Origin of the sequence: Nonomuraea fastidiosa, from assembly GCF_042751225.1 — a bacterium.
Classification (GTDB): domain Bacteria; phylum Actinomycetota; class Actinomycetes; order Streptosporangiales; family Streptosporangiaceae; genus Nonomuraea; species Nonomuraea fastidiosa.
In genome coordinates this window covers 5,984,307-6,003,193 of the sequence record NZ_CP170570.1, presented here as the reverse complement: position 1 = coordinate 6,003,193, position 18,887 = coordinate 5,984,307, and the positions used below count along the sequence as shown (strand labels likewise).

The following is an 18,887-nucleotide window of genomic DNA, read 5'->3' as shown; positions in this document are numbered from 1 at the left end:
TCAAGGCTCCGCCCGCGTCTCAGCGCTCCTCGTGCGCCTCGCCGCGCTCTTTGATCAGCGCCGCCAGCTCGGCCGTGGCGCGGCGGGCGCGGGCCTTCTCCGAGCCCTGGATGCCCATCGCGCCGATGGTGCGGCCGTCGGAGAAGTCGATGCGCGGCCACGGCTCGCCGACCAGCAGCGTCACGTCGATGACCTCGGGCCAGGTGTAGCGGTGGGTGCGCACGGCGTTGACGATCGTGATGCCCTCCTCGTCGGCCTCGACCCTGACCCGGCCGAGCAGGTGCAGCACGTACGCCACCGCGCACCCGAACACCACGATCGCCACCCGGTCGGCGATCTGGAACGGCGGCGCGATGAGCACTGCCATCACCACCGCCCCCACCACGATCAGCGCGGCGAAGCCGTAGGCGACGACGCGGGCCCGGCGCGGACGCCAGGTGACGGGCAGGGGCGGAGGGGACACGGGCTCTGACACGAGGGAAACCTACCGCAGCTGCGCCTCGGGAACGCGCAGCCGCCGCAGCAGCAAGGCGGTCTCGAGTGCGGCGACGGCCGACTCGTACCCCTTGTCCTCCTTGCTGCCCGGCAGGCCGGAACGGTCGAGTGCCTGCTCCACCGTCTCGCAGGTGAGCACGCCGTTGCCGACCGGTGTCTCCTCGTCGAGCGAGACCCTGGTCAGGCCGGAGGTCACCGAGTCGCAGACGTAGTCGAAGTGCGCGGTCTCGCCGCGGATCACCGCGCCCAGCGCCACCACCGCGTCGTGGCGGCGCGCCAGCGCCTGCGCGACCACCGGGATCTCCAGCGACCCCGGCACCCGCACCACGGTCGCGCTCGCGCCGCTGTCGTCGCAGGCCCGCAACGCCCGCGCCAGGAGCTGGTCGGTGATCTCGGCGTGCCAGCTCGCCGCCACCACGCCCACCGTCAGCCCCGCCGCGTCGGGCGCGCTCGCGACCGGCCGTCCTTCACCGCTCATGACGCCTCCGAGATGTCGTGGCCGAGCCGCTCCCGCTTGGCCCTGAGATAGCGCTCGTTGTAAGGGTTCATGGCCACCGGCATCGGCTCCCTGCCGATGACCTTGACGCCGTAGCCGTCCAGGCCCTTGAGCTTGGCCGGGTTGTTGGTCAGCAGCCGTACGGACTTGACCCCCAGGTCGGCCAGGATCTGCCCGGCGTCGGAGAACTCCCGCGCGTCGACCGGCAGCCCCAGCTCGACGTTGGCGTCGACGGTGTCGCTGCCGGCGTCCTGCAGGCTGTACGCCTTGAGCTTGGCCAGCAGCCCGATCCCCCTGCCTTCGTGCCCGCGCAGGTAGACGATCACACCCCGGCCCTCGCGGGCGATGGCCGCCATGGCGTTGTCGAGCTGCACGCCGCAGTCGCAGCGCAGCGAGCCGAGCACGTCGCCGGTCAGGCACTCGGAGTGGGCCCTGACCAGGACGTTCTCGCCGCCGTTCAGGTCACCGTAGACGAGCGCGACGTGCTCGCCGCCGTCGAGTGCGCCGGCGTAGCCGTACGCCCGCCACATCCCGTACGCGTTCGGCAGCCGCGTCTCGGCGACCCTGGTGACCATGCTCTCGACCCGCCGCCGGTGATCGACGAGCTGCTCGATCGAGACCAGCGCGAGGTCGTGCTCGTCGGCGAAGCGGCGCAGCTCGGGCAGCCTGGCCATGGTGCCGTCGTCGTTGACCACCTCGGCCAGCGCCCCGGCGGGACGCAGCCCGGCCAGCCTGGCGAGATCGACCGCCGCCTCGGTGTGGCCGCGCCTGGCCAGCACGCCGCCCTCGCGGTAGCGCAGCGGGAAGACGTGGCCGGGGCGTACGAGCTCGTCCGGCCCGGTGGCCGGGTCGGCGAGCGTGCGGATGGTGGTGGCGCGGTCGGCCGCCGAGATGCCGGTGGTGACGCCGTCGCGGGCGTCCACCGTGATCGTGTACGCCGTGCGCATGCGCTCGGTGTTGTGCACGACCATGAGCGGCAGGCCGAGCCGGTCGAGCTCCTTGCCCTCCATGGCCACGCAGATCATGCCGCTGGTGTGCCTGATGGTGAACGTGCACAGCTCCGGCGTGGCCTTGGAGGCGGCGAAGATGAGGTCGCCCTCGTTCTCGCGGTTCTCGTCGTCCACCACGATGACCGGCTTGCCGTTGCGGATGTCCTCGATCGCGCGCTCGATCGGGTCGAGCGTGATGTCGCTCATCGGGCCACTCCCTCGGCCGCCACTTCCCCGGCCACCGGCGCACCCGGCGCGGCGGCGCGGTACTCACGCAGCCACTTGACGAACCCGATGAGCACCAGGACGAAGAAGATCCCGTAGACGGCGCCCGAGACCACCAGCCCCGAGCTGAACGCCAGCGGCACCCCGACCAGGTCCACCGCCACCCACACGATCCAGAAGTCCACCAGCGCCCGGCCCTGCGCCCAGGTCGCCATCGCACTGCCGACGAAGATGTAGGCGTCGGCGAGCACCAGGAACACGCCGGCGGGCGGCGGCACGTGCGCGCCCCACGACAGGCCCGTGACCCAGAACAGCAGCCCGATCACGACGGTGCCCACCAGCAAGCCGCCGATCAGCAGCACACGCTCCCACCATTGCGCCGGCCGGACCGCCAGGTTCCTGCCGTTCTGGGTGCCGCGCCGCCAGGCCCACCAGCCGTAGATCGCCAGACCGGCGAACAGCGCCTGCTTGAGCGCGTTGCCGGTGATGTGGGCGCTGATCGAGGCGATGAGCAGCAGCACCGCGCCGGTGAACTGCACCGGCCACGTCCACATCGACTTGCGTATCGCCAGCAGGACCGTGGCCAGGGCGGCGATGTTGCCCACCAGGTCGGTCCACATCACGTGCGCGCCGAATATCTCGAATCCGGCCTCGGCCCAGCTCACTTCCTGCCCACCAGCCTCTCCACATACTTGGCGATCACGTCGACCTCGATGTTCACCACGTCACCCACCTGGCGTTCACCCATGGTCGTCAGCTTGAGCGTGGTGGGGATGAGGCTCACGCCGAAGCTTTCGTCGTCAACCGTGGTGACCGTCAGGCTGATTCCGTCGATCGCGATCGAGCCCTTCTCGGCGACGTACGGGCTGAGCGCCGGAGGCAGCGAGAAGCGCAGGTCGTCCCAGCTCTCGCCGGGCTGCCTGGACAGCAGCACGGCGGTGCCGTCCACGTGGCCCTGCACGATGTGGCCGCCGAGGCGCTGGTCGGCGCGTACGGCGCGTTCGAGGTTGACCGCCGAGCCCTCGGTGAGGCCGCCCAGGGAGCTGCGGTCGAGCGACTCCTTGATCACGTCGACGGTGAACACGTCGCCGTCGACCTCGACGACGGTCAGGCAGACGCCGTTGACCGCGATCGAGTCGCCGTGCCCCGCGTCGGAGGTGACGAGCGGGCCGCGTACCGACAGCAGGGCGCCGCCGCCCGCGCGCTCGATGGCGGTGACTTCGCCCTTTTCCTCAATGATTCCGGTGAACATTCACTGCTCCCTGCCTGGTTGCGGGCCTGCCGGCCGGGTTTCTCGCGGGGTCGAGGGGTGGACGGGTCGTGCGGTGAGCCGTACGTCCGGTCCGATCACCGTGACGTCGTCGAATCTGAGGCGGTGGAGCTCGCCGATCGTGCCCACACCGGCCGCACCCAGCGCCGCCTTGCCGGAGCCGAGCAGCGCGGGCGCCACGTACGCCACCACGCGATCGACCAGCCCTTCCTTGACGAACGACCCGGCCAGCGCCGGGCCGCCCTCCAGGAACACGCTCACGAGCTGCCGGGCGGCCAGCTCCGCCAGCAGGGCGCGCAGGTCGAGCCCGGCGTCGTGGCGGGGCAGCCGCAGCAGGTCGGCCTTGAGGCCGGTGTCCACGTCGTCGGCCACCGCGATCAGCGTGGGCGCCTCGTCGTCGAGGACGCGCGCCGTCGCGGGCGTCCTCGCGTCGGGGTCCACGACCACGCGTACGGGCGCCCGCGCCGGCTTCTCACCTCCGGGGCGGGCGGTGAGGCGGGGGTCGTCGGCCAGCACCGTGCCGATGCCGGCCACGATGGCGTCGGAGGCGGCCCGCATGCGGTGCACGTCGGCGCGCGCCTCGGGCGAGGTGATCCACTTGCTGGTGCCGTCCTCGGCGGCGGATCTGCCGTCGAGGGTGGCGGCGAACTTCCAGGTGACGTGGGAGCGGCCGAGGCGCATGAAGGTCAGCCACTCCTCGTTGACCCGCTCAGCGGCCTCGGTCAGCACTCCTGTGGTGACGGACACGCCGTGGGCGCGCAGCCGCGCCGCGCCTCCCGCGGCCGTGGGGTTGGGGTCGGACACCGCGATCACGACGCGGGCCACGCCCGCGTCCAGCAGCGCCCGGCTGCACGGGCCTGTGCGTCCGGTGTGGTCGCAGGGTTCGAGCGTCACGTACGCGGTGCCGCCCCGCGCCCGCTCCCCCGCCTGTGCCAGGGCGACGACCTCGGCGTGCGGCCCGCCCGCGTACGCGTGATAGCCCTCGCCCGCGACCTGCCCTGCGGCATCGAGCACGACGCAGCCGACGACGGGGTTGGGGGTGGTGCTGCCGTGTCCACGACCGGCCAGTTCGACGGCGCGCGCCATGTGCGCGACGTCCTGCTCGGGTATCTCCACCCGGGTCTCCTACTCGCCAGTAGCTCCAAGCCACGGCGGGCCCCGGGGGATCTTTTCGCCGGGACGCATGCCATACGTCCTCGGCAGGCGGCCGGTGGGGACACCGGACGCCTCGCGCGCTTCCTCCCATCCGGACTTTAACCGTCGGTCCCGGAGTTCCACCGGGTCAACCGGCCGATGGCATCGGCCGGGTCGCGGACTTTCACCGCCGGTTCGGACTTTCACCGACCCCGGAGCACGCTAGCTCTCTTTCGCTACCAGTCTGCCACGTCCTTCGCAAAGCACGCGACCACCCCTCCACTTTTGACCAAGCGCTCGTTTGTGAAGGGCGAACGAGCTGGTCAGGGCGGTGGGAGCGGAGCGCGATGCAGCGGCCATCGGACGACACGCGCGAGCTTGCGCACGCGCACCGCCGGATCCGGCAAGCCCGCATGCGCTCGCGCACCGCCGGATCAGACGAGCCCGCATGCGGTCGTGTACCGCCGGATCGGACGGCGGCGTCCGGCTCGGGCGGCCATGGGGGGTTCGGCTCGGGCAGCCATGAGGGGTTCGGCTCAGGGGCCATGGGGGGTTCGGCTCAGGCGGCCATGAGCCGGCGGGCGCGGCGTGCCGCCGGGCTGTGCAGGACGTGCCCGGGGACCAGCCCGATCCCGGTGTGCAGGGTGCGCAGCGTCGCCGTGGCCCACAGGTCGCCGACCGGCGTGGCGGGCAGGCCGTACAGGCGTCTGGCCCAGCGCGGCAGCGTGGCGAAGGCGAGCAGGGTCAGCGCGGGCATCACCGGCTTGAGCGGCGTCAGCAGCAGCGGGAGCGGGGCGTTCAGCGACATGCGCAGCGGATGGGACGCCTCGGGCACGAACCGCAGATGCGGACGCTCGGCCTCGATGTAGTCGCGCAGCTCCGCCACCGACCCGGGCACCTCGTCGGCCGACAGGCCCACCACCTCGGCGGCCCGCCGCCACTCCGCGACGAACGCGTCCGCCTCGGCATCCGTCAGCCGCACCCCGGCCCTGCGGGCGACCGACAGGTACGAATCGACCTCGCCCACGTGCACCCAGCGCAGCGCGGCGGGCTCGTCGAGCCGGTACGTCTCGCCGGTGTCCGGGTCATAGGCGGTCAGGCCGGCGTGGATCTTGCGCACCCAGCAGCAGGCCCGCTCGACCTCCTCATGGGTGCCGTACGTACGCACGCGGACGAACTCGGTCGTCCGTACGAACCGGGACCATGCCTCGTGCGGGTCCATGAGCGCGGAGTTCTGCAGCACCCCGCGCATCGCCCTGGGGTGCAGCCCCTGCATGAGCAGCGCACGGAAGCCGCCGACGAGCAGGATCGGCTCCCCCATCACCCGCCATGTCACCGAGCGGGGCCCGAAGATCCCATAGTCGGTCATAAGTGAATAGTTACCCTGATGACGGATATTTCATGTCACCCGCAACTCCGGAGACCGCACGACGCTGCGGAACCCCACGTACCCGGAGGAGGACCGGAAGAGCCAGTGGCAGGCGCAACCGGATCACGAGATGGCTCGGTCGGCGGCGGCGCGGAGCTTGTCGATCGCCTCCACCGGGTCGGAGGCGCCGTAGACGGCACTGCCCGCCACGAACACGTCGGCCCCCGCCTCGGCGCACCGGCCGATCGTGTCCTCGTCGATTCCCCCGTCGACCTGCAGCCACACCCGGCCGCCGTGCCGCGAGACCATCTCGCGCGCCCTGCGCACCTTCGGCAGCACCATCTCGAGGAACTTCTGCCCGCCGAACCCCGGCTCGACGGTCATCAGCAGGAGCATGTCGACCTCCTCGAGGAGGTCTTCGTACGGCTCGACGGGCGTCGCGGGGTTGAGCGCCAGCCCGGCGCGGGCGCCCAGGGCCCGGATCTCCCGCAGCGTACGGATGGGCGCCTTGGCCGCCTCCGCGTGGATGGTCACGCTGCCCGCCCCGGCCTCCGCGTACCGCGGCGCCCAGCGGTCGGGGTCGGCGATCATCAGGTGGCAGTCGAGCGGCTTGTCGGTCGCCTTGCGCAGCGCCTCGACCACGGGCAGCCCGAGCGTCAGGTTGGGCACGAAGTGGTAGTCCATGACGTCGACGTGCAGCCAGTCGGCGTTGGGCACCGCGGCGGCCTCATCGGCGAGCCTGGCGAAGTCGGCGGCGAGGATGCTGGGCGAGATCTGTACGGCCATGATGCGCCAAGTCTAATGACCCCGCCCGTGCTCTCCGCCCGCGCCGCCCCGTGCCTCCACGGTCTCCGCGCCGCGTGCCCTGCCCGCGGGCTCCATCAGTCTCAGCCGGATGAACAGCACCGGCGCCCCCAGTTGCACCCACAACGCCAGCACCGCGTACGCCAGGTAGGTGGACACCTCGGCCTCGGGCAGCACTTCGCGCTCGGCGTACCAGATGAGCACCGCCACCCCCGTGCCGAGCACCCACCGCCCGATCCGCAGCCTGAGCGGGCCGCCCGGGTCGAACCACCCGATCCGGTACATTACCGACGTCCCCGCCAGCGTGCCGAACAGCACTCCGGACATCAGGACGACGGTGTCCATGCTCTCGGGATCGATCTCCCCGGCCGCGCTCCAGGCGGGCGGCACGACCCAGTCCCCGTACGGCAGCGCGGCCAGCACCGCCGCCACCGGCAGTACCCCGGACACCGCCAAGGAGAGGCCGAGCTGCGCCCACAGCGCCTGCCGCCGCCACCACGCCGTCGCCGGGCGTTCCAGCCGTACGACGAGCACCAGGACGGCGGCCCCGAGCGCCACGCCCGCCACCACGTCGGAGATGAAGTGCACGCCGAGATAGACCCGGCTCAGGCACACCAGCGCGACCCCGGCCCCCGCCGCCCACCACGCCCACGGCCGCGCCGCCGCCACCGCCAGCCGCCCCAGAGCGGCGGTGCCGGTCTGCGCGTGCCCCGACGGCAGCCCGAAGCTCCGCTCGGCCGCGAACGCGTGGATCTGCGGGTCGATCCAGTACGGCCTCGGCTGGTGGAAGGCGAGCTTGCCGACCGCGTTCGTCCCGGCGGCCGCCAGCACGGTGAGCCCGAGGCGCAGCGCGAGCGCCGGGTTGACGCACCAGTACAGGATGGGGAGGACGAGCAGGAAGAACGCGTTCGTGCCGAAGAACGAGATGAGCTCCATGATCGGCCTGACGGCGTCGGGCCAGCTCTGAAGCCAGGCGATAGGCGCGAGTTCCGCCAGGTGAAGATCATCGAGGAAGTCCACGCCGCCGATCGGAGCACACCTCCGCCCCCACATGCCACCCCACTCACCACCCGGCCGCATCGCCCGACCCCCTGCCCCGCGCCGCCCCGGAAACACGCCCCGATCAGAACGGCCTCCGCGAAGAACCCCTGCCACGCACAGCGAGCCAGGGCGGCCTTCGACCCCGGACGCGTCCGCAGACGCCGAGCCTTCGGGGGCGGCCCGCCAGAACCCCGAGCATCGCCCGGCCCTGAGGAACCAGGCGCTTGCGCCCGTGAACGTGACCCCGCGGACGCACGTGCCCGAACGACCCCTCGAACAAGCAGACGCACGGACCCGGCAGGCTGGGCGCACGGATCCGGCCGAATGGCAGGCTGAGGGCACGGATCCGGCCGGGAGGTGGGCGCATCCGGCGGGCCGGCAGGTGGGTCAGGCGGGCTGGGCGGGCTTCTTGCGGAGCAGGGCCAGGAACATGGCGTCGGTGCCGTGCCGATGCGGCCAGAACTGGACGTGCGGGCCGTCGCCGAGCCCTTCGACTTCGGGCAGGTAGTCGCGGGCGTCGAGCTGCTCGACGTCATCGCGCTGTGCCAGGAGGTCGCCGACCACGACCCGGGTCTCGGCGAGGTGCGGCGAGCACGTCACATATGCGACCACGCCCCCTGGCCGCACCGCGTCGAGCGCGGTGGCGAGCAGCCGCCGCTGTAGCTTGCCCAGCTCGGCGATGCCGGCGGGGTCGCGCCGCCACCGCGCCTCGGGCCGCCGCCGCAGCGCCCCGAGCCCGGTGCAGGGGGCGTCGAGCATCACGCGGTCGAACACGCCGGGCCGCCACGCGGGCTCGGTGCCGTCGGCGGTGATCACCGAGGCGTCCTTGGTCGTCTCGCGGACGAGCCTGGCCCGATGCTGCTGCACGTCGGCGGCCAGCAACCGAGCCCCACCGGGAAAGGCCACTCCCCCGGACCGGCCCCGCGCCGCGCCAGGCGCGCCACCGGCCGCCACATCCCGCGCCCCGGACGGCTCCTCACCCGTCACAGCGCCTGAGACCGCACCTGGCGTCCCGCCAGGCGCGCCACCAGCCGCCGCGTCCCTCGCCCCGGACGGCTCCCCACCCGTCACAGCGCCCGGGACCGAGCCACGTGCCACATCAGGCTCCCCGACCGACGCGCCACCCGACGACGCGGCAGGCTTGCCGGCCGACGTCCCGGCACGAACCCGTGCCTCTTCGGCCAGACCGGCGAGGTCGCCGTGGGTGGCGATGGCGTCGAGGAGACCCGCCTTGCCGCCGGGCCCGGCGCACATGTCGAGCCACAGCTCCTCGCCGTCGCCCTCCACGGGCACCCGGGTCAGGGCGAGCGCGACGAGCTGGCTGGCCTCGTCCTGGACGGCGGCGCGCGTCTCGGCGACCGCGTCGATGCCGCCGGGGTCGCCTTCGCGCAGGTACGCCGCGTACGGCGAGTATCGCCCCGGCAGGGCGCCCGCGGCCTCCAGCTCCTCCACCGACGACCGCCCGGGACGGGCGACCAGGGTCACCAGCGGGCGGGCGTTGTCGGCCTCAAGCAGATCGGGCATCTCGCCTGGCGCGCCGAGCGCGTCGCGGAAAGCCGAGACGATCCACCGGGGATGGCCGTAGGCGATGGCGAGGTGGCCGACCGGGTCGTCGGCCGGGTCGGGGGCGACGATGGGCAGCCACTCGTCGAGCGTCCTCGAGCCGATCTTGCGCAGCACCGCGTTGACGAACTTCGCGGCTCCCGCGCCGATGCGCAGCCGTACGAGATCGACGGTGGTGCCGACGGCCGCGTGCGGCGGCACGCGCATGCGCAGGAGTTGGTGCGCGCCGATGCGCAGCGCGTCGCGCACGTCGGGGTCGGGCGCGCGGTCGCTGCACATCTCGATGATCGCGTCGTACGTGCCGAGCCCGCGCAGCGTGCCGTAGGCCAGCTCGGTGGCGAGCGCCGCGTCACGACCCTTGATGCCGCGCTCGCGCAGCAGGCGCGGCAGCAGCAGGTTGGCGTACGCGTCGCGCTCGTCGACGGCTCGTACGACGTCGTAGGCGGCGTTGCGGGCCGGATCGCGCGCCGGCCTGCGCGGCTTGCGCGTACGGTTGCCGCCGCCCGAGCCGGTCCCTTGGTGCCCCCTGGTCTTCATGCCCACGAACCCTCACTAGCGCCAGGCACGCCGGCCCGGCGAGCGCTCCACGCGCCACTCCGGTCAGTGCCCCGCGCGTCACTCCGGCGAGCGTCCCACGCGCCGTTTCGGCAGGCACCCGGCACGTCACCCGGGCGGCCCGGCCACCGCGCGGACCGCCGGCCCCGTGTCACTGAAAGGTCTCCTTGCCCTCGAGGCGCACCCCGCGGGCCCACTCCCCCGCCGTCATCAGCCGCTTGCCCTGCGGCTGCACCTCGCCCAGCTCGACCGCGTCGGTGGCGGTGCCGACGAGCACGCGGGCCTTGGTGGCGGCCAGCTCGCCGGGGGCGAGCCGTTCGCCGGGCGCCGGGCGCACCGGCCCGATCTTGATGCGCAGGCCGCGGAACTCGGTCCACGCGCCGGGGTTGGGCGTGCAGGCGCGGATCAGCCGGTCGACGTGCATGGCGGGCTTGGTCCAGTCGATGCGTGCGTCGGCCACCGTGATCTTGGGTGCGATGGTGACGCCGTCGGCGGGCTGGGGGCGCGGCTCGAGCGTGCCGTCCTCGATGCCGTCGAGGGTGGCGGCGAGCAGCCCGGCCCCGGAGACCGCGAGCCGATCGAGCAGCGCGCCGCTGGTGTCGGTGGGGCGGATCTCCTCGGTGACGACGCCGTAGACGGGCCCGGCGTCGAGCTCCTTGACGATCTGGAACGTGCTGGCCCCGCCGATCTCGTCGCCGTGGAGGATGGCGTGCTGGACGGGGGCTGCGCCGCGCCAGGCGGGCAGGATCGAAAAGTGCAGGTTGACCCAGCCGTGCCTGGGGATGTCGAGCGCGCTCTGCGGGAGCAGCGCGCCGTAGGCGACGACGGGGCAGCAGTCGGGCTCCAGCGCGCGCAGCCGGTCGAGGAACTCCGGGTCGCCGGCCTTCTGCGGGCGCAGCACCTCGATGCCCGCCTCCTCCGCGAGCTCCGCGACCGGGGAGGGGTGGACCTTGCGCCCCCGGCCCGACTGCGCGTCGGGGCGGGTGACGACCGCGACGACGTCGTGCCGGGGCGAGTCGATCAGGGTGCGCAGCGACGGGAGTGCCGTCTCGGGTGTGCCCGCGAAGACCAGACGCATGCTGTCAGAGTGCCTTTCCGCGGGTGGCGTGGGGCGAGAACTTGACCACGGGCGCGGCAAGGCCGCTCCACTCGGCCTCGCGCACGGCCTTCATGGCGAGCTTGCGCTGCTTGGGGTCCATGCGGTCGATGAACAGGATGCCGTCGAGGTGGTCGGTCTCGTGCTGGAAGCAGCGCGCCATCATGTCGGTGCCCTCGAGCACGACGGGCTCGCCGTACATGTTGAAGCCCTTGGCCACGGCGCGCACCGCCCGCGGGGTGGGGAACGACAGGCCGGGGAAGGACAGGCAGCCCTCCTCGCCCTCCTCGTCGATCTCGGACGACAGGTCGAGGTCGGGGTTGACGAGGTGGCCGAGCTGCTCGTCGACGTAGTAGGTGAACACCCGCAGCCCCACGCCGATCTGAGGGGCGGCCAGGCCCGCGCCCGGGGCGTCCATCATCGTGTCGGTCAGGTCTTTGACCAGCTTGCGCAGCTCCTTGTCGAAGTCGACGACCGGGGCCGCCGGGGTGCGCAGCACCGGATCTCCGAACAGCCTGATGGGCTGGATCGCCAAGGGGGTCACTCCGTTCTCATGCGTGGATCAGCCCAGTTTAGTGCAGCCGCCGGTGTCACCGGTGGCCGTGCTTTCTGGCGTGCTTCCTGGCGTGCTCCAGCGTGCGGGCCTTCAGCGCGGCCTTGCGCGCCGCCTTGACCACGGCCGGGTCGTCGTGGGCGGAGGCGAGCATGTCGAGCACGGCGACGGTGTCGGGGTGTCCGACACCGGGCATGTCGCCGATGAGCTTGATCAGGTCTTCGCCGGGCTCGGGCGGGTCGATGCGGCCCGCGGCAGGCCCCGACAGGTGCATGAGGGCGGCCAGGGAGTCGACGGCGAGCCAGGTGTGGTCCTCGGGGCTGAGCGCGGGGGCGGGCAGGTCGCGGATGTGCAGCCAGGAGGCGGCGTAGCGGCGCGTGAGCGGGTGTTGCAGCGCCTCCCTGACGGGCGCCTCGGCCTCGGGGCCCAGCTCCTCCAGGATGGCTCCGACGGCGCCGCGCTGGCCGGCCGTGCCGGTGGCGGCGATCTCGACGAGGTCGCGGGCGGCGGACTCGGGCGAGCGGCGCTCCAGCCACCCGGCCACCGCGCTCTGCGTGGCGCTGCCCTTGACCAGCGCCTCGACGAGCTCGGCCGCCGACAGGTCGGCGAACACCTCCACCTCCGCGGTGGTGGGCGCGTCGTGGCCCTCGCGCAGCAGGTCGCGGCGGATGGCCCATACGCCGAGCGGGGTCAGCGCGGTGCGGCCGGCGGGTGTCTGCTCGACGAGCCCGCAGTACGCCAGCAGCGACAGCGCCTCCAGCAGCTCGCCGGGCAGGGAGGCGGCGATCTTGCGCATCTCCATGGGGCCGGGCGCACAGGCGACCTCGTGCGACTGCAGGATGCCGCGGGCCAGGTTGGCGGTGGCGACGCCCGAGCGTACGGAGTAGATGGTGGCGAGCATTTCGGCGAGGTGGCCGTCGACCACGGCGGAGCCGGTCAGGCCGTCGTCGGCGCGGTCGAGCACGTCCATGACCACGCCGTCCCAGAACTCCAGCGTGGCCTCGACCGAGAGCTGCATCGACAGCGGGCCCCGGCTGGCCTTGCCGCCGAGGATGCGCAGCAGGCCGGTGTTGACGGCGACGACCCAGATCAGGGGTACGCGGGAGACGGGAACGCCGAGGTGGGCCGCGGCGGCTTCGGCGTCGGCCGGGCTCAGGTGGCCGTCGGGGCCGACCTCGCGGGTGCCCGTCCAGTTGGTGAGCCGGATGGCGTCGGCCACGAGCGGCACCGTCGGCACCGCGGCGGCCAGCTCGGCGTCCGGCGCCGTCGCGACCGGCGGGAACGTCAGGGCCTCGCGCTCCTCCGGTGTCTCCTCAGGGGGCCGTGGAGGCACGGCGGCCTGCTCATCGATCAGCTTGCGCAGCTCGGCGAGGTCGAAGACGTTGTTTGCCACCCACGAAACTTACTGCACACCGGTCACATGAGCGTACTCAACGGATCGCTCGCGACCGGGCCTTGAACGCGGCCTTGCGGGCCGCCTTGGCGACCGCGCCGTCGGGGATGGAACGTCCGAGGAGCTCGAGCACCTCGACCACGTCGGGGTGATCGACCCGCCACATCTCCTCGATGAGGTGGGCGGGCGGGCCCGATGCGGCCATGTTCTCGGCGAAGATCTCGGGGTCTTCCTCGGCGGCGGGCATGGCCAGCGCCAGCATGTCGACGCTGACCCACAGCAGCTCGTCCTGCGTCAGGGGCGGCGCGGACAGCTTCCTCGCGGCCAGCCAGTGGATGGCGTGCGGGCGCAGCTCGGGGTCGTCGAGATAGCCGCGTACGGCGGATTCGGCCTCGGGGCCGAGCCGGTCGACGATGGTGATGGCGATGCCGCGCGCCACGGCGGGCGCGCCGGAGGCGGCGGCGAGCAGCTCGGCGGCGGCCTCCGCGGGCTCGCGGCCGGCCAGCCAGCGGTCGATGTCGGCCTCGGCCACCTCCGTGGGCACGCCGTCGAGCAGCCCTTCGATGAGGCCGTGCGCGTCGGCCTCGGCGAGGTCGGGCGCCTCGGGGGCCTCGACGCCCATGGACAGGTAGTGCTCGCGCAGCGCCCAGACGCCGGCGGGGGTCAGCTCGGCGGTGTCGCCGGTGACGCGCAGCAGGCCCGTCCACTCCAGCCGGTCGAGCACGGCCCGCAGGTCGATCTCGCCGTCGGCGTCGATCTCGTCGATGTGGTCGCCGATCACCGTGACGGGCACGCGCGTCTGGAGCCGGTAGAGCATGTCGAACAGGTCGTAGAGGCTCTCGTCGAGCTCGGCGTGGCCGGTGACGGCGCCGCCGGTGTCGTGGTCGAGCAGGTCGGCGACGCGCCTCGCCCACGCCTGCAGCGGGTCGTCGCCGCCCGGCAGCGGCTGCTCGGCCAGCATGGGGATGCTCTCCAGCGCCGTACGCAGCTCGCCGGGCCCGGCCAGGCGTACGGCGGGCAGCGGCGTGCACGCCGGGCAGTCGCAGGGCGCCTCGCCCAGGTCTCCCAGGTCGGGCATGTCTGGCAGCTCGCCCGCGGGGATGGCGATCGACTGCTCGAGCGATTCGGGGCCGATGGAGCTGAACAGGCTCTTGGCCATGCCGAAGTTCGCCGGGTCGGCGAGCGCCTCGGGCATGCGAGGCTCGATGTCGTCGAGCCGGGCGCGCATGGCGTCCGCGGTCTCCGCGCTCACGTGGCCGGTCTCGCTGAGGTAGTCGACGAGCGTGCGGGCGGCGGCGATGGTCTCGGGTGCGCTCTCCGGCGGTGCGATGACCTTGCGCGGATAGATGGACAGCAGCAGCTCGTCGAAGGTCTCGGGAGTGAAGTCGCGAAGTTCGTTGACGTTGAGGTAGTCGCTGGCGTAGTCGCAGAGCAGGCGGACCTCGTCCGCGTCCACTTCGACGTCCCGCGCGCGCCCCCAAGCGCGCAGGTCGTCGATGGCCTGGTTCACCCATTCGATCGACACAGGGGCACGCTAACGGCTGGCCAACGGATGAGCGAATCGGGGAAACGGGCTAAATCAGGTCGAGGGGGTCGACACACACCCTCACGACATCCGGTGTCTTGCGTGCCGCGCGTACTCCGCCGGCGGCTTTGAGCGCGGCCGACAGTGCGGCGCCTTCCGGTCTGGGCACTCTGATCATGGCGCGCTCCTGGCCGTCGCCGGCCACCGGGACGGGGCCGAGCACCTGCGCGTCGGACGGCAGGCGGGTCTCGTCGAGCATCTGCCTGACCGCATGGGCCGGGCCCGTGAGCGTGGCCATCCGTACCGCGGGCGGGAAGCCCAGCTCGGCCCGGTCGGCCAGCTCACGCTCGGCGAAGGTGATGGGGTCCCAGCGCAGCAGCGCCTGTACGGCCGGCAGCGCCGCGTCCGCGAGCACCACCAGCTCGGCACCGGGGCGCAGCAGCGCGGCGGCGTTCATCCAGCGGCGCACGGTCTCCTCGCCGGCTCGCAGGTCGGCCCGGCCGAGCAGGGCCCAGCCGTCGAGCAGCACCGCGGCGGCGTATCCGTCCTCGGCCACCGGCTCTGCTCCCGGGGTGGCGACGACGAGCGCGCGGGCGGCGGGCACCGTGGCCAGCACGCCGTCGCGGCCGGACGTGCGCACCGGCACGGAAGGGAACGCCCTGCCCAGTTCCTCGGCCGTACGCCTGGCGCCGGTGACCACCGCGCGCAGCCTGGGGCTGCCGCAGGACGGGCAGCGCCAGGAGGCGTCCACGCGGCCGCACCAGCGGCAGTACGGCGCCGCGTGCCCGCTCCGCAGCGCGAGCGGCCCGTGGCACAGCGGGCCCTCGCCGGTCTCCATCGTGAGGGTGTCGCCGGGTGCTTTCCTGGTGGGCGGCAGGACGCAGCGGGCCGGGGTGCGGCAGTGGCGGCAGGCCAGCGCGGGCAGGTAGCCGCGCCTGGGCACCTGCACGAGCACCGGGCCGCTGTCGAGGCCGTGGCGCAGGGCCCGCCAGGCGATGCTGGGCAGGCGGGCCTGCCTGGCGGCCTGGTCCTTGGCCAGCTCGGCGTCATCCCCCGCCGGGCGCACGCGCGGGGCGAGGCTTCTGATCGTCGTACGCGCGGCCACGATCGGCCTGGCCCAGCCGCTCGCGACGAGCTGGGTGGCCTCGGCCGTACGCGCGTAGCCACCGATGAGCATGCCCGCGCCGGCCCTGTGGGCGCGCAGCCCGAGCACCTCGCGGGCGTGCGGGTAGGGGGCGAAGCGTTCGGCGTGCAGGTCGTCGCCGTCGTCCCAGATCGCCACCAGGCCGAGATCGGCGACCGGCGCGAACATCGCCGCCCTGGTGCCGACGACCGCCTTGACCTCGCCTCTGAGCAGCCGCAGCCACCTGCGGTAGCGCTCGGCGGGGCCCAGGTCGGCGGTGAGCGCCACGTGGGCGCCGGGGCCGAGCACCCGCAGGAACGCGGTGTCGGCCAGCGCCACGTCCTTGCCGTCGGGGACGACGACGACCGCTCCCCTGCCGCCGTCCAGCGTCGCGCGGACGGCCTCGGCGAGGGGCAGGCCCAGCCCTTGGCGCCGGGCAGCGCCTGCCAGACGGCCCGGGGCGCGCGCCCGTCGCGGAGTGCGGCGAGGAAGGAGGGGCCTGCCGGGTAGGCGTCCCAGGCGCTCGGTGACGGCGCCGGCGGGCGATCCTGCGGCGGGACGGGCTTGGGCGTCTCGGCTTCGGCCCTGGCGTGCCGGGGCGGGACCGCGAGGCGCAGCACGTCGGTCAGGGTGCCGGCGTACCGGTCGGCCACGGCCCTGGCCAGGCCGGCGATCTCGGGGGTGAGCACGCGTTCCGGGGACACGACGCGTTCGAGCGGGGTGAGCTTGCCCTCGTGGTCGCTCTCCTGGACGCGTTCGAGGAGGAAGCCGTCCACGAGCTTGCCCGCGAACCGCACCCGCACCCGCACGCCCGGCTCGGCCGTCTCGTGCAGCCGGTCGGGGACGAGGTAGTCGAAGGGGCGGTCGAGGTGCGGCAGCGGGCTGTCGACGACCACTTTGGCCACGGGGTTTTCCGGGGCCGGGAGCACCGCCCCCTTGGTGTCCTTCTCGGACGCCGGGGGCCGCACGGCTTCGAGCGGCAGGAGGGCGTCGTCGGAGGAGTCGGTCACGAACAACGTCTACCAGACCCCCGCCTCCGCCATCGCCCATGGCGATCCCACCGGAACACCATCACGCCACCCGCAGCACGTACGACATCGAACAGCCCCACCCGGCCCCGGACGGACGCCATCGCACGCACAACGCCGGAGACGGGCCTCGACTCACCCACGCCACGCCAGAGCAGCCGAGGGGCGGCGTGCGGGCGATCCCGCCATCACCCCCCGGCTGTGCGTGCACAAGACACCGATCGGTGCCGCCCGCCCCGCGAAAAGGGCGGACGGCACCGATCGGGTTGGTGCTGAGCGCAACGGCCGTCAGGCGGCCGTCACGTCGTTCAGAAACCGGCGGCGGTCCTCAGGGCCTCGGCGCGGTCGGTGGACTCCCAGGAGAAGCCCTCGCGACCGAAGTGCCCGTAGGCGGCGGTCTCGGAGTAGATCGGACGCAGCAGGTCGAGGTCGCGGATGATGGCGGCGGGACGCAGGTCGAAGACCTGGAGCACCGCCTCCTGAATCTTCTCGACCGGCAGCTTCTCGGTGCCGAAGCACTCGACGAACAGGCCGACCGGCTTGGCCTTGCCGATCGCGTAGGCCACCTGGACCTCGCACCGGTCGGCCAGCCCGGCGGCCACGACGTTCTTGGCCACCCAGCGCATGGCGTAGGCGGCGGAACGGTCGACCTTGGACGGGTCCTTGCCGGAGAACGCGCCGCCACCGTGGCGGGCCATGCCACCGTAGGTGTCGATGATGATCTTGCGGCCGGTGAGCCCCGCGTCGCCCATCGGACCGCCGATCTCGAAGCGGCCCGTCGGGTTGACCAGCAGGCGGTAGCCCTCGGTCTCGATGTCGAGGCCGGCGAGCACGTGGTCGACCACGTGCTCCTTGATGTCGGGGGTCAGCATCTCCTGCAGGTCGATCTCGGCGGCGTGCTGCGTGGAGACGACCACGGTGTCGAGGCGGACCGGCGTGTCGCCGTCGTACTCGATGGTGACCTGCGTCTTGCCGTCGGGGCGCAGGTAGGGCACGGTGCCCGTCTTGCGCACCTCGGCGAGGCGCTGTGCGAGCCGGTGGGCGAGCGTGATCGGCAGCGGCATCAGCTCGGGGGTCTCACGGCAGGCGTAGCCGAACATGAGGCCCTGGTCGCCGGCGCCCTGGCGGTCGAGCTCGTCACCGTCACCGGTCACCCGGTGCTCGTAGGCGTCGTCGACGCCCTGCGCGATGTCGGGCGACTGCGCGCCGATCGACACCGACACACCGCACGAGGCGCCGTCGAAACCCTTGTGGGAGGCGTCGTAACCGATCTCCAGGATCTTCTCCCGGATGACGCCGGGAATGTCGACGTAGGTCTCCGTCGTCACCTCGCCTGCGACGTGGACCTGGCCGGTAGTGATCAGCGTCTCGACCGCGACCCGGCTCTTGGGGTCGTCTTTGAGCATGGCGTCGAGAATCGCGTCACTGATTTGGTCGGCGATCTTGTCCGGGTGGCCTTCGGTGACCGACTCGGAGGTGAACAGGCGACGTGACAACTCAGTGGCTCCTCATGCAGCGGCTGCTGACGGATGTAAGGCCCGGAGCCGAAGGGCATGGCCGGGCCTCGCCGAAGTCTAGCCCTACCATGCGCCCCGCGGCGAAACCGTCCACCATTTGTCTCCCATCAGAGTTCGGGCAAAGGGTCGGGCGGCAGCAGCTCGGGCGCGAAAATCTCGGCGTCCGCGGCCGACACCACCGCCGCGTACTCCTCATCGAACTCGAAGACCATCGAGCCCAGCTCGAGCGCATTGCCCGGGAGAATCGGACCCAGCCGGGTGCGCCGCGGGAACTCCGCGAACACCGACACCGGCCGATCGGTCCGCAGCGTCCTCGTCGCCAGCACGGAAATGGCCGTGCGCGTGACCACGATCAGGAAATGCCCTGTTCCCGCCGGCCCCGAGGATAAGGCGGGGAAGAGGTAGTGAATCTCCTCTTGGTCACCGAGCAACGTTCTACAACGGTCTCTTACAGCAGAACCCACCGGCATTCCATCCCCCTTTGCCCCAAGTATCCGCAGGCGTGCGGGGGTGTTGCAACAGGTGATCGAGTAGTGGGATTTGCACGCTTTGTACGATCGACGCCCCGGCATCCCATTACCTCTTTGGAACGCCCCACAGATGCGGCCGTACAGCGCGGAACACCGAGTCCGTCAACGGCGACCGCCCGGGTTCAGATCCATGACCGCTCGGCGATGAACCGGCCGGGTTCAAGCGAGATCGTCGACAAGG

The 18,887-nt window shown here is 72.6% G+C and carries 16 protein-coding genes, 1 pseudogene and 1 riboswitch; all 17 genes and pseudogenes read right to left on the bottom strand.

Annotation, left to right across the window (positions count from 1 at the left end; all coding sequences use genetic code 11):
* Positions 1-19 precede the first annotated feature (19 nt).
* The 17 genes and pseudogenes from ACFMQL_RS27710 to ACFMQL_RS27630 all read right to left on the bottom strand — a co-directional run bounded on the left by ACFMQL_RS27710 (position 20) and on the right by ACFMQL_RS27630 (position 18,607).
* Entirely contained in the window at positions 20-475 is a 456-nt protein-coding gene (locus ACFMQL_RS27710) for a PH domain-containing protein (RefSeq protein ID WP_364054903.1), read from the bottom strand.
* 9 nt (positions 476-484) lie between these two features.
* A complete protein-coding gene (ribH, locus tag ACFMQL_RS27705; protein ID WP_364054906.1) occupies positions 485-973 on the bottom strand; it encodes a 6,7-dimethyl-8-ribityllumazine synthase in 489 nt (162 codons plus the stop codon).
* The gene (locus ACFMQL_RS27700) at positions 970-2,187 is read right to left on the bottom strand and encodes a bifunctional 3,4-dihydroxy-2-butanone-4-phosphate synthase/GTP cyclohydrolase II (RefSeq protein ID WP_364054910.1); all 1,218 of its coding nucleotides are present in this window, start codon (positions 2,185-2,187) and stop codon (positions 970-972) included. The genes ribH and ACFMQL_RS27700 overlap by 4 nt, the downstream gene beginning before the upstream one ends.
* A complete protein-coding gene (locus ACFMQL_RS27695; protein ID WP_378787755.1) occupies positions 2,184-2,870 on the bottom strand; it encodes a nicotinamide riboside transporter PnuC in 687 nt (228 codons plus the stop codon). Before ACFMQL_RS27695 ends, ACFMQL_RS27700 begins: the two co-directional genes overlap by 4 nt.
* Positions 2,867-3,457 (bottom strand): riboflavin synthase, encoded by a 591-nt coding sequence (locus ACFMQL_RS27690; protein ID WP_364054916.1) that lies wholly within the window; start codon positions 3,455-3,457, stop codon positions 2,867-2,869. Before ACFMQL_RS27690 ends, ACFMQL_RS27695 begins: the two co-directional genes overlap by 4 nt.
* Positions 3,458-4,591, bottom strand: a complete 1,134-nt coding sequence (ribD, locus tag ACFMQL_RS27685; RefSeq protein WP_378787753.1) for a bifunctional diaminohydroxyphosphoribosylaminopyrimidine deaminase/5-amino-6-(5-phosphoribosylamino)uracil reductase RibD — start codon at positions 4,589-4,591, stop codon at positions 3,458-3,460.
* Positions 4,592-4,703: 112 nt separating this feature from the next.
* Positions 4,704-4,834, bottom strand: a riboswitch (FMN riboswitch).
* Positions 4,835-5,168: 334 nt separating this feature from the next.
* The gene (locus tag ACFMQL_RS27680; RefSeq protein WP_378787751.1) at positions 5,169-5,978 is read right to left on the bottom strand and encodes an oxygenase MpaB family protein; all 810 of its coding nucleotides are present in this window, start codon (positions 5,976-5,978) and stop codon (positions 5,169-5,171) included.
* 123 nt (positions 5,979-6,101) lie between these two features.
* The gene (rpe, locus tag ACFMQL_RS27675; RefSeq protein ID WP_364054925.1) at positions 6,102-6,764 is read right to left on the bottom strand and encodes a ribulose-phosphate 3-epimerase; all 663 of its coding nucleotides are present in this window, start codon (positions 6,762-6,764) and stop codon (positions 6,102-6,104) included.
* Between the two features lie 12 nt (positions 6,765-6,776).
* Complete coding sequence (locus ACFMQL_RS27670; RefSeq protein WP_378787749.1) at positions 6,777-7,802, bottom strand: phosphatase PAP2 family protein; 1,026 nt, start codon at positions 7,800-7,802, stop codon at positions 6,777-6,779.
* Positions 7,803-8,210: 408 nt separating this feature from the next.
* The gene (locus tag ACFMQL_RS27665; RefSeq protein ID WP_364054931.1) at positions 8,211-9,923 is read right to left on the bottom strand and encodes a transcription antitermination factor NusB; all 1,713 of its coding nucleotides are present in this window, start codon (positions 9,921-9,923) and stop codon (positions 8,211-8,213) included.
* A gap of 169 nt (positions 9,924-10,092) precedes the next feature.
* On the bottom strand, positions 10,093-11,019 hold the full coding sequence (fmt, locus tag ACFMQL_RS27660) for a methionyl-tRNA formyltransferase (RefSeq protein ID WP_364054934.1): 927 nt from the start codon (positions 11,017-11,019) through the stop codon (positions 10,093-10,095).
* Between the two features lie 4 nt (positions 11,020-11,023).
* Entirely contained in the window at positions 11,024-11,572 is a 549-nt protein-coding gene (gene def / locus ACFMQL_RS27655) for a peptide deformylase (protein WP_364054937.1), read from the bottom strand.
* Between the two features lie 55 nt (positions 11,573-11,627).
* The gene (locus tag ACFMQL_RS27650; protein WP_378787746.1) at positions 11,628-12,983 is read right to left on the bottom strand and encodes a hypothetical protein; all 1,356 of its coding nucleotides are present in this window, start codon (positions 12,981-12,983) and stop codon (positions 11,628-11,630) included.
* 37 nt (positions 12,984-13,020) lie between these two features.
* Positions 13,021-14,508 (bottom strand): hypothetical protein, encoded by a 1,488-nt coding sequence (locus tag ACFMQL_RS27645; RefSeq protein ID WP_364054943.1) that lies wholly within the window; start codon positions 14,506-14,508, stop codon positions 13,021-13,023.
* A gap of 49 nt (positions 14,509-14,557) precedes the next feature.
* Positions 14,558-16,641: pseudogene (locus tag ACFMQL_RS27640) on the bottom strand (primosomal protein N').
* Positions 16,642-16,967: 326 nt separating this feature from the next.
* The gene (metK, locus tag ACFMQL_RS27635; RefSeq protein WP_364054949.1) at positions 16,968-18,155 is read right to left on the bottom strand and encodes a methionine adenosyltransferase; all 1,188 of its coding nucleotides are present in this window, start codon (positions 18,153-18,155) and stop codon (positions 16,968-16,970) included.
* A 128-nt stretch (positions 18,156-18,283) separates the two neighbouring features.
* Positions 18,284-18,607 (bottom strand): hypothetical protein, encoded by a 324-nt coding sequence (locus ACFMQL_RS27630; protein ID WP_364054952.1) that lies wholly within the window; start codon positions 18,605-18,607, stop codon positions 18,284-18,286.
* Positions 18,608-18,887: the final 280 nt, after the last annotated feature.